This is a genomic window from Frankia sp. CoBUL1 (assembly GCF_978021245.1).
Map to the genome: position 1 here is coordinate 1 of NZ_CDXDOS010000074.1, position 14390 is coordinate 14390.

Annotated in this window: 7 protein-coding genes and 1 pseudogene; 4 read left to right on the forward strand and 4 right to left on the reverse strand. The window is 69.8% G+C overall.

The window, feature by feature from the left end; all coding sequences use genetic code 11:
* The coding region (locus tag AC08OX_RS08105) for a hypothetical protein (protein ID WP_476607238.1) at nucleotides 1–517 on the reverse strand (517 nt) is incomplete at its 3' end.
* A gap of 1379 nt (nucleotides 518–1896) precedes the next feature.
* Nucleotides 1897–3582 (reverse strand): isovaleryl-CoA dehydrogenase, encoded by a 1686-nt coding sequence (locus AC08OX_RS08110; protein WP_476607239.1) that lies wholly within the window; start codon nucleotides 3580–3582, stop codon nucleotides 1897–1899.
* Nucleotides 3583–4942: 1360 nt separating this feature from the next.
* Here AC08OX_RS08110 and AC08OX_RS08115 point away from each other — a divergent pair.
* Together AC08OX_RS08115 and AC08OX_RS08120 are read left to right on the forward strand one after the other, a co-directional pair.
* Nucleotides 4943–8827, forward strand: a complete 3885-nt coding sequence (locus AC08OX_RS08115; protein WP_476607240.1) for a diguanylate cyclase domain-containing protein — start codon at nucleotides 4943–4945, stop codon at nucleotides 8825–8827.
* Nucleotides 8828–9091: 264 nt separating this feature from the next.
* Nucleotides 9092–9853: an SDR family NAD(P)-dependent oxidoreductase gene (locus AC08OX_RS08120; protein ID WP_476607241.1), complete on the forward strand. Its 762-nt coding sequence runs from the start codon at nucleotides 9092–9094 to the stop codon at nucleotides 9851–9853.
* Between the two features lie 306 nt (nucleotides 9854–10159).
* Here the strand turns inward: AC08OX_RS08120 and AC08OX_RS08125 are convergent, their stop codons facing one another.
* Nucleotides 10160–10495 (reverse strand): hypothetical protein, encoded by a 336-nt coding sequence (locus AC08OX_RS08125; protein WP_476607244.1) that lies wholly within the window; start codon nucleotides 10493–10495, stop codon nucleotides 10160–10162.
* Between the two features lie 184 nt (nucleotides 10496–10679).
* Nucleotides 10680–11252: pseudogene (locus AC08OX_RS08130) on the reverse strand (thioesterase domain-containing protein); the annotation flags it as partial.
* A 362-nt stretch (nucleotides 11253–11614) separates the two neighbouring features.
* On the opposite strand from AC08OX_RS08130, the gene AC08OX_RS08135 reads away from it, so the two are divergent.
* On the forward strand, nucleotides 11615–12106 hold the full coding sequence (locus AC08OX_RS08135; protein WP_476607242.1) for a hypothetical protein: 492 nt from the start codon (nucleotides 11615–11617) through the stop codon (nucleotides 12104–12106).
* A 297-nt stretch (nucleotides 12107–12403) separates the two neighbouring features.
* Entirely contained in the window at nucleotides 12404–14290 is a 1887-nt protein-coding gene (locus AC08OX_RS08140) for a hypothetical protein (protein WP_476607243.1), read from the forward strand.
* Nucleotides 14291–14390 lie beyond the last annotated feature (100 nt).

Here is a 14390-nt window from a genome sequence, read left to right on the forward strand (position 1 = left end):
CCAATGACACCCGCCGCCCGCCGTCGGCCGACGGCGGGCGCGTGGGCGAAGACGGGGGCCGTGATTCGACGAAAGGTGCGGTCGGGCCCCCGGCGGAATCTGGATCGCCTGAAGGGGCGACGAGGCGTGGCAACGTCCGTGCTCCGTCCGTTCCCGGGATGCCGGGAACGGGGTGGACGGGGTCGGGGTAGGTGGACCGGGTGGGGAAGGACGATCGGCTCTGCTCGCGGCGGCCCGCCCACCGGTCGTCGTCCCGATCGTCATCAGCCCTGGCCCGGACGAGCCGATCGGACGACGGTCGATCGGCCTGGATCAGCACGTCGCCCGGGGTGGGCCCGCCGGGCGCGGCGAGCCCGAAGGCGATGACCGCGACCGTGAATCCAGCCCCCGCGACCGTGCCGCTTCGCCGCCGGTCCAGAATTCCGGCCCAGCCGACCCGCCCACACAGGATGCCTGTGATACCGATCAGCATCACCATCACCGCAAGCAGATCGATGATCGGCGCAACCGCCGACATCGGGGCCCCCAGGTCTCAGCATCAGCACGAGAACCCGAACCGTAACTCACTGAAAGTAACGAGACGAATACCAGAACGTCGTGTCGCCCTCCGTGTACCCGGAAAAGTGCGGCAGCCGACAACCTTGAGCGAGAACGATCATCCGTCCGCCGGCCCGGCGGCGCCAGCCTGCCGGGCCGAGCCGGCCGGCTGTCCGGTCGCCCTGGGCGAGCCCTCGTTCGTGCGCGGCGGAGCGGACGGCGACTCCGCCGCGCTCGCCGACGGTCCGCTCGCCGACGGTCCACTCGCCGGCCTGGAGACGGACCGATCCCCCGGTTCCCTCGGTTGCCGCGATGCCCCCGCGCCACGACCCGTATCACTCGATCCAGGTGATCCGGGTGAGGGGCGACCGCCGTCGCGTGGTGTCGGGGCCGCGCTCTCGGCTCCTCGGTCGGACCCGGCTCCTCGGTCGGACCCGGCATGTCGGTCGGACCCGGCTCCTCGGTCGGACCCGGCATGTCGGTCGGACCCGGCATGTCGGTCGGACCCGGCATGGTCGCGCCCGTCAGACTTCTGACCGGCGGTTCCGCGACCGCCGGCGGTTTCCCGGTCGTCCGGGCGGGTGTCGGGCCGACCATGCGCCGGCGGCGGGGTTCCCGTCGGCCGGGTTCTCGGCGGCGATGTCCCCGCCGGCGATGTCCCCGGCTGCGATGTCCCCGGCGAGGACGTAGCAGACGGCAGCGCCGGCGTCTCCACCGGCGACGTCTCCACCGGCGTCTCCACCGGCAACGTCCCCAGCTGCAACGTCCCCGACGACCGGCTGTCCGCGGGCGACGCCCATGGCGGCCAGGTGTCCCATGTGGGAGGACCCGACTGCTGGGGTCCGCCGCGGTCATCGGACGGCGCCGGACGACGTGCGGCCCTGTCCGCAGCCAGGTCCCGATCCGCATCGGTGTCCGCGGGCAACGTGGACCCGGGCTCGACGGACGTCGCGGATAGCACTGAAAGTGGCGATGCTGGCGTGGACGGTGATGGGGGAGTCGGTGCAGGCAGGACAGCCTGGCTCACGGGCAGGTCCGGATCGTTGCCGTCGCCGACCCCGACTCCTCGAGATGCGAGCAGCCCGAAAGCGACGAGCGCCGCGGATCCCGCACCGGCAACCGCGCCGGCCGTACGGCGGTTGGGGATCCACGCCCATTCCGCGCGTCCCCGCACCAGGCCGAGCGCACCCGCGATCAATATCAGCCCGGCGACAGCCAAGCAGAAGAACACCATGGAACCCTCCAGGGCGCAGTCAGTCTCCACCCTAGGGGCACATCCCCCACCCGATGGCGCAGCATTGATTACGGAGAGTTTCTAGTACCTATCCGCCAAGGTCAGGAAACACCGAGCGAATCATCTCAGGCGCCCATCGGTGGAATTCTGCCGAGAATATTTGGCACATCAGCGGCATCGGGCAGGGTGCCGAAGGCCAGTCCCCCCTCACCGGCGACTCTCGTGGCGCAGAACGCGTCGGCCACGGCGCTCGGGGCGTAGCGCACCAGCAAGGAGCCCTGCAGGACGACGGCAAGTCGCTCAACGATGCGCCGGGCGGCGAACTCCGCGTCCTCGGACCGGTTCAGGACAGCGCGCAACCGGGCCCAAGCCGCGTCCAGCCTGCGGTCCGCGCCACGTGCCGCGTCGATCTCCGTGGCGAAGGCGGCGAGGCTGGCCGGTTCCCGGGTGAGCGCGCGCAGCACGTCGAGCGCGTTGACGTTGCCCGAGCCCTCCCAGATGCCGTTCAGCGGCGCCTCGCGGTAGAGCCTCGGCATCCCGGACTCCTCCACGTAGCCGTTGCCCCCCAGGCATTCGAGCGCCTCGGCGGCCAGCGCCGGGGAACGCTTGCACACCCAGTACTTCGCGACGGCGATCGCCAACCGTCTGAACGCCTGTTCCTGACGATCGCCACGGGCCGCCCGGTCGACCGCGCCCGCCACCCGGAGCACCAGGGTCGTCGCGGCCTCGGACTCCAGGGCGAGATCGGCGAGCACATTGCGCATCAACGGAGCATCGATGAGCGGTCTCCCGAACGCGCGTCGGTGACGCACGTGGTGGGCGGCCGCCATGACGGCCTCACGCATCCCCGCCGCCGAGCCGAGGCTGGAGTCGAGCCGGGTCATCGCCACCATCTCGATGATGGCCCGGACCCCTGCGCCCTCCTCGCCGACCAGCCAACCGACCGTGTCATCGAACTCCGGCTCGCCACTGGCGTTACTGCGATTACCGAGCTTGTCCTTCAGCCGCGCGATGCGAAAGGTGTTGCGGACGCCGTCCGGAAGCACCCGTGGCACCCAGAAGCAGGACAGGCCACCGGGGGCCTGGGCCAAGACCAGGAAGACGTCGTTCATCGGGGCGCTAGTGAACCACTTGTGCCCCCGCAGCCGATAGGTCCCGTCGCCCGCCGGCGTCGCCGTCGTCGTGTTGGCACGGACGTCCGAGCCACCCTGCTTCTCCGTCATGCCCATGCCCGCCAGCAGGCCGGCCTTGCCCTCGGGTGGGCGCAGACCCGGATCGTAGACGCGGCTGGTCAGCAACGGTTCGTAGCGGGCAGCGAGCTCCGGGGCGGCGCGCAGCGCCGGCACCACGGCGTAGGTCATCGACACCGGGCACAGATGGCCCTGCTCGACGGTGCCCCAGACCAGGATGTCCGCGGCGCGGGCGACATGGGCGCCGGGACGCGGGTCGGCCCACGGCGCCCCGGCCAGGCCCTCCCGTACCGCGACCTCCATCAGGGCATGCCAGGAGGGATGGAAGTCCACCTCGTCAACGCGAAACCCGTAACGATCATGAGTGCGCAGTTGCGGCGGGAACCTGTTCGCCTCGTCGGCCTGGCGGGCGGCCTCCTCGCTGCCGGCCAACCGACCGAGTCGATGCAGATCGTCCATATGCCAGCCGGCCCCCTCCCGCGCGAGGGCCGCCAGCAGCGCCGGATCGGCCGCCGCATCGTGCCCCACGAGGGGCGGAGGCTGGTTCGTCACCTCATGGGTCCGGGACGAACACGTCCCGGGAACCGCCGTTGTCCGGTTGACGGTGGTCGGCGAGATCACCGGCCCTCCTCTCGGCCGGGCCGCACATCGGCCTCGACAGTGCCGCACATGAGCCGAGCCGCGTTCGGGCGGAACCGCGTCCGAGCACGGCCCGTCGGCACTGGTATGAAGCGTGCCACTCCTGGCCGCGTCGGACCAGTCGCATCGCGCGCTCTCGCTGGATCCACGGGCCGTGTACCCGGTGGGGCCGTGCGGATCACGGCCGCGCCGAAGAAGATCCGCTCCCGCGGCGAAGGCCCACGGCGGACCAGAAACGATCCCTGCCGCCGGCCCCGAACAGGTGGGCTGTTCCCGGCCAGCGTCCAGCTATTGCGCCCAAAAGTTTTTACACATTCGGCATCCAACGCCGGGACGATGTCGTCGCGCCCTGACGTCCGGGCACCAGGCCGGATCGAGAACCGGGTAATCGACCGGTGGCCGCGTCCGGGCGAAGAAATCCGCACGCTCCGGCCCACCCAAGACGCGGTGAATCTCCGGACCGCCGTCCAGGTTAGAATGCCGTTTACCGTTAAGCCAGCCACCGGCGGAACGGATCGGAAGCAGCGGACACACTGCTCAACCAAGCCGCCCCGCGCCCTCGCCGACGCCTCGACGAGGAGCCGGCGAGGCAGGAAGGGACGGTCACGCGCTCCTATTCACCCGGCGGTTTCACCCGGCGGTCCCGCTGCCACGAAGCCCCGCCGACTCGAGCAACGCACGCGGTGAGCAGATGATCATCTTTCGCGATACTCGATCGGGCTAGACCGGCCGGGCGTTACGGAGAGTATTGAATAACGCCGAAGGGAACGAGAAGCATGCGGGGGGCCGGTCGCGGGCGGTACCAACATCACAGCTCCCCAGCTCCAGCCAACAGCACCCAGTGCTATACATAGCGTTATACGTAGTAACCCGCAGTCGAGTTGATGTCGCCCATCGACCGACCATCCAAGCCTTAAAGTATTCAGAGCGACACCTCTAGTAGTCGAATCATTCTCGATCGGCAATCTCCTCCATCCCGCGAACGCGCCGGGTCACCCAGCCCAATACGCCGGTCCGTGTCGGCACAAGCGGTGGAGTTCTGTCACGGGCGGCGGCCGGTGAAACTCGTGGCACAGATACTCGTATGCTCACCCACTACCGGGATGATTCGACGGCACGGAAAACAGAAAGTCTTCACTCACGGTAAGATCCGTCGAGTCCGGGCACGGTTGTCGGACGGGGCATATAGATGATCAGAGGTGGCCGAATCGGTGGGCGGCAAGCGCCCGGGCGAGTCACGGCCGCAATCAGAACCTCGGCGGCCCGGGCCGGATCGCGACTCCGGCGGCGATTCATCCACCCGCTGATCGTCGGACTACTCACGGTTGCGGTCCTCGGTACCATGGCAATCTGGACGGGCTCCGATCTACTGAGCCGGGAGAAGATCGACCGTCTCAACGAACGTTCCCAGCTGGTCAAGCGGCTCGCGCAGTGGGCGGCGATCGTCGATAACCCGGCGGCGATGCAGTCCGCGACCGATCGGACGCCCTTCCAGCCCGGTGACCCCCTGGGAAACGAAGCCCTGCTCCCGCAGCTCCAGATCGCTCACTCCGGCGATGTCATCCGGGTGGTTGTGCTGCTCGACACCGCGGGCCATACCACGGCCTCCTATCCACGGGGGAACTCCATAGTCCCCGCCGACCTGGGGCAGGCCTGGTCCGCTGCCTGGTCCGGGGTTCCCGCGGTGTCCCCCGTCTTCGCCCTCCACGATGGCCGCGTCAGAGCAACGGTGGTTCCCGTCGGCCGTCCGCGGCCCTGGGCCGTCCTGGTCGCCGTGTCCACCGAAGAGTCCAACCTCCAGTTCACCAACGGGATCACGGCCCTGCTCGGGGTCGGCCGGGGCAGCATGTCGACGGTCGGCCCGGACGGGGTACCGATCGCATCCACCGAGCCGGGCATGCTGGGTCGGCAGGTCCTCTCGACCGCCGATCTCTCCCGCTCCCACGCCCAGCGTGGTGGTGCGCGGATCTGGGAGACGACCGAGAACGGCAAGAGGATCACGAACATCACGGCGGTGCAGCCGACGACGGGGTACCTGACCTACTTCCGGCAGGCCACGGACTCGCTGAACGCCGACCTCCGGGCCCGACGGAACCAACGGAATCTGACGTTGCTGGCCTTCGCGCTGACGTCGGTCCTGAGCATCGTCTTCGTCGGCCTGCTGCGAGAGACGGCGGCTCGGCGCTCCCGGGCCGGGCTGTGCGCGTTGTTCGCGGCGGCCCATGACATCGTGCTGACAACCGACCTCACTGGACGACTCACGTTCATCAGCCCCGCGATCGTCCCGTTGCTCGACCATTCCCAGGAGACCTGGCTCGGGCGCAAGGTCGCGGATCTGGTGCACCCGGACGACGCCCACCGGCTCGTACGATTGATCGAGAACCCCGCTGCCGGGTCCCTGCTCAACATTCGGATGACGGCGGCGGACGGCGCACCCCGGTGGTTCGACGTCGCGACCCGCCACCTGTCCACCCGGGATGGATCCGGCGAAGTGCTGATCACCTGCCATGCGGTCGGTAAACGGAAGCAGTTGTTGGACCAGCTCGGCTATCAGGCGCGCCATGACGTACTCACCGGACTGTGTAACCGGACCGCCTTCGAGGAGCAGCTCGAGGATGCCCTCGCCGCGACTGGGGGCGTCGCGGTCCTGTTCATCGACCTCGACAGCTTCAAGCCGGTCAACGACACCTTCGGCCACGCGGCCGGCGACCGGGTGCTGCAGGTCATCAGTGGACGGATCCGAACAGTGCTGGGCCCCGACGATGTCGCCGGGAGATTCGGCGGCGACGAGTTCGGGGTCCTGTTGCGGCGCACGAACGAAATCGCCGCTCGCACCATGGCCGGTCGGGTCATCCGCGCGGTACGGGAACCGATCCTCGTCGACGGCTACGAGGTCTGCGTCGCCGCAAGCGTCGGAGTAGCGCTGGCCGTCAGCCGGCCCAGCCATTCCGGGCGGCTGCTGCGCGCGGCCGACGAGGCCATGTACAAGGCCAAGCAGGCTGGTCCGGGACGATATGCCATGGCGGACCCCCTAGCGGCCGAGACCACCACGGTGGAGCCCGCGGTGACCAGGCCCACCGCCGTCCAATGCACGCCGGCCGAAACCGCCACGCTCAAAGCGCCCGCACCGTCCGCGTCTGTGCTCCTCGCCACCGACCGGATCATGCCGCGGTCCCCGGTCACCCGACCGCGCTCGATGTCCTTCCCAGCCTTGCCCGGATCCCCAGGCGCATCCGGATCCCCAGGCGCATCCGGATCGTCACCCGCGGGCCGGACCGGGCATCCGCTGTCTCCTCGACGCTGGCGGACAACCGTGCGCGAGCAGCTGGGGCGAGCCATCCCACTGCTCGTGCGGGGGACCGTCATCCTGGCCGCCACGGCGGTCACCCTGGAGATCGAGAATGCCAACCGGCGGCGAGACGAGGCCCAGCACATCGCCGAGACCCACTCCCTCGTCCTCCGTCTGGCCGAGTATGTCGCGGACCTGGGTCAACCCGTGCGCCTGATCGACCCGATCTCCAGACTTCCCTGGTCGCTGACCGAACCCACTGTCGACCAGCGGGTGCTGGCGTCGGTCTCCCGGTCGGCGCTCACGGGCCCCGACACCGTTCTGGCACTGGTCGATCTCGACGGCAGGCCGACGGCGGTCCAACCCACCGGCGCAACAATCCCGTTCCCCCCACGGGACCGGATCTGGGCTCTCGCCCGCACCAGCGGAATCAACATCCCTGTTTTCCACCTGGGCGATCGGGTTCGGGCGTACAGCATCGTGCCGATCGTGCGGGACGGACGCAGCGCCGCGTTTCTGTTCATGGGTAGACCGGGAGCCGGGATGCCGGGAGCCGAGATGGTCCGCGTTCTTGGCGGCGGGGGTACCGGGACGAGCGGCACCGGAGAGGACACCCGGATCGTCATCGTCGACGAGGCCGGGCGCATCGCCCTGTCCGACGATCCGTCCGCGGTCGGGATCGCCATGATTGACGGCACGGAGCTGCGATCAATCAAGCCAGGCCAGAGCCAGCAGGTGACGGTGCGCAACGGCGGCGGTCACGTCGCCGTTGCCGCCGCGATCCCCGGCCATCCCACGTGGGGGTACCTCATACTGCAACAGGACGGCCCGCTGCCGCGCGACCCGCGAGACAACCATGCCGTCGGCGATCTGCTGCTGCTCGGCATTGTGACCGTCACGTTCTCAGGCCTGACAAAAATGATCTTCCGGGGAGAGCAGGCGGTCCGGCGCGACCGGGCGCGGCTGCAGACCCTGCTGCACGAGTCGCACGACATCATCGTCAACCTGGACCGTGCGGGCCGGCCGACCTTCATCAGTTCGGCGGTCGAAAGCCTGCTCGGCTACCCGGTCAAGGCCATGATCGGGCTGCCGCTCATCGACCTGGTCCATCCCGAGGACCAGGCTGCGACGCGGGCCTTCCTCGCGGACCGGCAGCGTGGTGGACCGGGGTCCCTTCTGGACGTCCGCATGCGGACGGTTAACGGCGACCATCGCTGGTTCGACATCGAGGCCGGCGCCTGGCGGCCCGCGTCCGGGCCGGGCCGCTTCGACGGTGGTGTCCTGCTCACCTGCCACGAGATCAGCGAACGTCGTCAGTTGCAGGAGCAGCTACGGAAACGTGCCACCCACGACCCGTTGACCGGCCTGCCGAACAGGGCGGCGCTTACCGAATTCCTCGATCAACTGGCTCGGGAGCAGACTCCGTTCGCGGTTCTACTCATCGATCTGGATGACTTCAAACCGATCAACGACACGTTCGGTCACCAGGTGGGCGACGATGTGCTGTGCACGGTCGCCACTCGGTTGGCCGGCGTCCTCGCCCCGGGCCCGTCGGTGGCCAGCGCGGGACCGGTCGAGCCGATCGGTCCCGCGCTGATAGATCCCGAGATGATCGGTCCCGAGATGATCCGACCGGAAGCACATGCTGGGCAGGCGTTCCGACTCGGCGGTGACGAGTTCGTCATTGTGCTGCCCGGGGCCGACTCCCTGACGATGCGCCAGACCGAGCAGCGGGTGCGCGAGTTCGTCGAGGCACCCCTCACCGTGGCCGGCAACACCCTTGTGGTCAAAGCAACGATCGGCCTGGCGTCCTCGCAGGCCGTCGGGGGCGCCGGCTCGCACAGTCCCGAGAGCGTGGTCCGGCACGCCGATACGGACATGTACGAGGCGAAGACGAGCGCCCGGGCCCGACGCTCCATCTCCCCCGCGGCGCGATGACCTCCGCTCTCCCGAGGCCCTCGGTCGCCCTGTCGACGTGCGCGGGATTGTCGCGCTTCACCGCCGGTGAGGTCGAAGTAACCGACACGTCGTCAGTACCCCCCGACCCACAGATCACACGTTCCGGAACACGTTTGCCGGCAGCCTGGTAGGGCCAGCCGCCGGGACCTGCAAGGATGGCGGCGCGGGAAGCCCGGATCGCTCGCCGGCCCGGGATGGGATCCATGATCAGGAGCGAGCCGCCTTATCGTGAAGGAGCACGCCATGTCCGTATTGGGCCGTTTCCGATTGGACGGTCGGGTCGCCGTCGTCACTGGGGCGTCCTCTGGTCTCGGGGTGGACTTCGCCCGGGGCCTGGCCGAGGCCGGCGCGGACGTGGCCCTGGGCGCACGCCGGGTCGACCGGCTCACCACCACCGCCGAGTTCGTGGAGAAGGAGGGCCGCCGCGCCCTGCCCGTCGCCACCGACGTCACCGACCCCGCTTCCTGCGAACACCTTGTCGCCGCCGCGATGGAGACCTTCGGCCGGGTCGACATCCTGGTCAACAACGCCGGGATCGGCACCGCCATCCCCGCGCTCAAGGAGACCCCGCAACAGTTCCGCTCCGTCATCGACGTCAACCTGGGCGGCTGCTACTGGATGGCGCAGGCGGCGGCGCGGGTCATGCGACCCGGCAGCAGCATCGTTAACATCTCCAGCGTTCTCGGTCTGACGACCGCCGGCCTGCCGCAGGCGGCCTACGCGGCGAGCAAGGCCGCACTCGTCGGCCTCACCCGTGATCTGGCCCAGCAATGGACCGGCCGACGCGGCATCCGGGTGAACGCGCTGGCGCCGGGTTTCTTCCACTCTGAGATGACCGCCGCGTACCAGCCCGAGTACCTCGGGACCCAGTTGCCGAGGGTCCTCGGCGGACGCTTCGGTGAACCGGAGGAACTGACCGCGGCGCTGCTCTTCCTGGCCTCCGACGCCGGCAGTTTCGTCACCGGGCAGACCCTTGCCGTCGACGGCGGTTTCACCATCACCTGAGCCCTCCGTCCATATCGTCCGACTCGCCAGGAACGATCGTCCTACTCGCCAGGAACGCCCGCCGATCAGGTCTCGAGCGGCATGAGTTCGGCGGCGAAGGCGTCGAGGAAATCCGGCCATCCGCCGGGTGTCGTGACCGGATGAACGACGAACTTACTCATCCCGGCGGCAAGATATTCGGCGATCAACGAACGCGCCGCGTCACACCCGACCGGGAGGAGTCGCTCGGGGTCGACCTGCGGGTAGCGCCGCCGCAGTGCGGCAAACGTCTCCGCGGGCGGCGTGGGGATGGCGATCCGCAGGAGATCAGACCCGGCGGCCGTCGATGCCGGGCACCGTCGCCAGCTCGTGGCGCAGCTCGGCCACCACCCCGGCGACCAGCAGTTCCCGCAGGACGCCGCGGTGGTCCCCACCGATCCGGCGGATCGCGGCGGGTCCGGTCAGGACGCCCCGCCAGGCCTCGATCTCGTCGTGGTCGTCGGCGAGCCAGACCGTCGTCCGGCCATCGTAGGTGCGGGGGCGGTAGGTCATCGTCAGAATGCGCCCCTGGTTGTAGAAGACGTCGTACTGGTGGATCCCCCGGAAGCGGACCACGCCGGCGAGCGGCAGCTCGACGAGTTGGCGCAGGCGGTCGACCACCACCCCGCGGGGTCAGCGTGGGCCCATCGTCGGCGGCGAGTGGGCCGATCCCCCGACCGGCGTCGGGCGGCGCTGGGGAGTCCGGATGCGCTCCCTCCAATTGACTGGTCGGCACGATCGCCCCGGATCGGGTCAGCCGCGAGGTACCCGGCAGATAGGTGTCGATCAACGCTGGCAGGCCGACCTCGTGGCCCGCTTTCCGGAGGACCTGCGCGGCCTCGAACGCGATCAGTCCGCCGAAGGAGTGCCCGGCCAGCAGGTAGGGACCCGTCGGCTGGAGAAGACGGATCTCTCCCACGTGCCGCCGGGCGGCTGCCGACACCGACCAGTCGGGGACGCCCCGCCGTTCCAGGGCGTGCGCCTGCATCCCGTAGACTGGCCGTTCGCCCGCGAAGTACCGGGCGAACGGGAGCAGACCGATCGCCGGCCCACCAGCCTCCGGGAAGCAGAACAACGGGGTGCCGGAACCGTCGGGCGTCAGCGGCATCACGGTGGGATGCCCGACGGACTCGCTCTGCCGGGCGGCCCACACCTCGGCGAACGCGGCGGGCGTCGGCGCCTGGGCGACCACGGAGCTCGGCAGCCGGACCCCGAACTCGTCGCACAGGGTCGCCACCAGCTCCTGCGCGGTCGCCGCATCACCGCCGAGATCGGTGAAGTCGTCATGCAGACCGACGGTCTCGAGACCGAGGACGCGGGCCCACAGCAGGACCGCGGCCACCTGGTACGGATCGGCCGCAGACATGCCCGGCAACGACATCACCCCACAGGACTAGGCGAAGAGCACATTGAACACCACCGGTGGAGATCATCGACACGCCGACCAGGCGTTCGTGGGAACCAGTGGTCGCGGCCCGCGGCGCTGCGCCTGGTTCCGCTGGTCGGCCCGCCCCCGGCGGGAGGGCCCGTACCCCGATGGGGTGCCTGCTACCCGCCGGGGGCATTGACGGCTACCCGCCGGGGCATTGACGGCTCGGCATCGGGCGCTCAACGTAGACGTGTGGGTGATGTGGGCAGACCGGAACGGATCGTCGAAGACGAGCCGATCAGCTTTCCCGATTCCGAGCCACTGACCATCCCGGTCCCGGCCGCGCCGGAACCGGACCTGGAACCGGTTCCCGGGTGAGCCTGCTCGGCTGGCGGCAGTGGGCGGTGGACGCGCGCGGCCAGCTACGCCCTGCCTGGACGCCGTGGTCGCCGTTTCCACCCGGGTTGCTGCTCTGGCGCGCCGACGGCATGACCGAGGCACATTGCCTGCGCACCCGCCGGCCGGACCGGGACGGCGAGCCCGGTGCGGGCCACGAACGGGTCCCGGACGAGCACTGCGCCTGCGGCCTGTATGCCTGGCGGGACCCGAGCATCCTGGCCACCGCCCGCCCGCCCCGCTGGACCTCCCTGCCGTACGTCGTCGGAGTGGTCCGGCTCGGGGGGCGGGTCATCGTCGGTGAACGGGGCTATCGCGCGGAGCGCGGCTATCCCGTCGCCGTGCTTGACCGCGACGGCGTCGTCTCCGACGACTACGCCGTTGCGCGCTATCGCAGCTACGCCGCGTTGGTGGCGGAATGGGCGGATCCGAGCGCCACGCCCCGCGGCCAGGACCGGGCAGCCGGGTAGTACCGCGCACCGGCCCGGACAGCCCAGCACCGGACAGCCCAGCACCAGGAACCGCCGGACCCGCGAGAACGAACGCGGTCCCGGAAAACCGGCGAGGGTTTCCGTAGCCGGCTGAGGAACTCTCCCTCGGCGGGTATCTCTCCCTGTGCCGCGTCGCGGACGAACCGTCACCCCACACCGCCAAATCATCACGTTATGTAGCTACGGAGGCAATCAGGGCGACTATGGTCGTGAACGCCCCGTACATCCCGTCCGCAGGGGGCGGATCGGGGTCTACGGGCACACGAGGGGGCCGTCGTGACGCAATCCGAAACCGCTGGGGCCGCCAAAGGCATCTCCGGTCACGGTACCGATCATGCTCCCGGCCACGGTGCACGCCCGGCGCCGGAGATCCGGTCCTGGCGGATCCAGGTTCCTCCGCCGCTGTTGGTCGCGGTGGGATACCTGGCGGTGGCCATCGGCATCTTCCACTCCGCTTGGGGGAATCTCGGGAACGTCTCCTACGGCGGCAACGACGCCATGCTGTTCGCCTGGTTCCTCGGCTGGACGCCGCACGCGCTCGCCGACGGGCTCAACCCGTTCCTGACGCACCACATCAACGCCCCCGACGGGGCCGACGTCCTGTGGAGCACACCCGTGCTCCTACTGGGCGCGCTGGCCGCACCGATCACGCTGCTGGGCAGCCCCGTGACCACGCTGACGGTGCTACTGACTCTGGCGCCCGTGATCAGCGGATTCGCCCTGTTCTGGGTGCTGCGCCGATGGGTACGTCCGGGACCAGCGGCGCTGGCGGGCCTGCTGTACGGCTTCGGACCGTACATGATCGGTGCGTCCTACGGTCATCTGCATCTGACCTTCGCGCCGTTCCCGCCGGTTCTCCTGCTGCTCCTCGACGATCTCGTGGTCCGCGGGCGGGGGCCGCGGCGCACCGGCGTCCTGCTCGGTCTGGCGATCATCGCCCAGGCGCTGATCGGCGAGGAGCTGCTCGCCACATCCGCGCTGACAGCCACGTTTGGCCTTGTGATCCTCGCCGTACGTCATCGCGATCGGATCCGATCGCGGCTACGACCGGCCCTGACCGGCCTCGCCACGGCCGGCGGGGTCGCCGCGGTCGCGCTCGCCTGGCCGCTGGGCACCCAGTTCCTGGGTGCCCAGCGGATCCATGGCTCGATCCAACCCGATGGAATCGCCGTGACGGATCTGCTGACCTTCGTCACGCCGACGCCCATGCAGGCCGTCGCCCCGGACGGCGCGCTGCGCCACAGCCTCGGTTTCACGGGGAACGCGGTCGAGGTCAGCGGCTACCTGGGCGCTCCACTGATCGTTCTGATCGTCGTGGTCGTCGTCGCAACGGGCGGCGCGCGCCGGCCTCCGCTGGTCGGGGTGTTCGCTCCGCTCGGCGTGGTCATGGCCGTGCTCTCACTCGGTGGTCACCTGCATGTCGACGGCCGGGACACCGGCGTTCCCCTCCCGTGGCAGCCCCTTCAGCACGTGCCGGTGCTCGGCAACGTGTTGCCCTCCCGCCTGGCGTTATACGTGATGATGTGCGCGGCCATCGTGGTGGCGACCGGGCTTGACCAGCTGGCGTCGGACCCGACGGTGCCCGCCGATCCGGACCCCGGACGGGAGATCCCCGCTCGGGTCCGGACCAGGACCGTCCGGCTGGGAGCCGGCCTGCTGACACTCGCGGCCATGGTGGCGCTCGTCCCCGCCCCGATGCTCACCACGTCGATGACGACGCCCGCGTTCTTCACCAGTGACGGGGTGACCCTGATTCCGCAGGGTGCCACCGCACTCGTCGTCCCCTTTCCCCATCCCCAGAACGCCGAGGCCATGCTGTGGCAGGCCAGGGCGAACTTCCGGTTCGTCATCCCCGGCTGCTACTGCACCGTCCCCGGGCCCGATGGCCGGGCGGCATTCCACAGCCCGCCGGACGCGCTGACGTCCGCCCTCATCGACATCGACAACGGCGCGACGACCGCCGCTGCCATGTCGGGATCGCCGCGGCTGCGGGCGGCCTACAAACGGCTCGCCCCGGACGCCGTCGTGCTGGGACCGGCGCGGCGGACTGCCGAGTTACGCACGCTGCTGCGCGAACTCGTCGGCGCGGCTCCCAGCCGGGTCGGCGGGGTCGACCTGTGGCTCCCAGGCCGGGAAGCCGGGCGTTGGCCTCGCCACCGGTGACCCCAGGGCTGCGCGAAGGTCGCGTGGTGTGACGTCCCGTTGCGCTAAGTGGCCATGAACTGGAGTGCCCGGCGGCGGTCTCCGGCGATGTGTTCGAGGG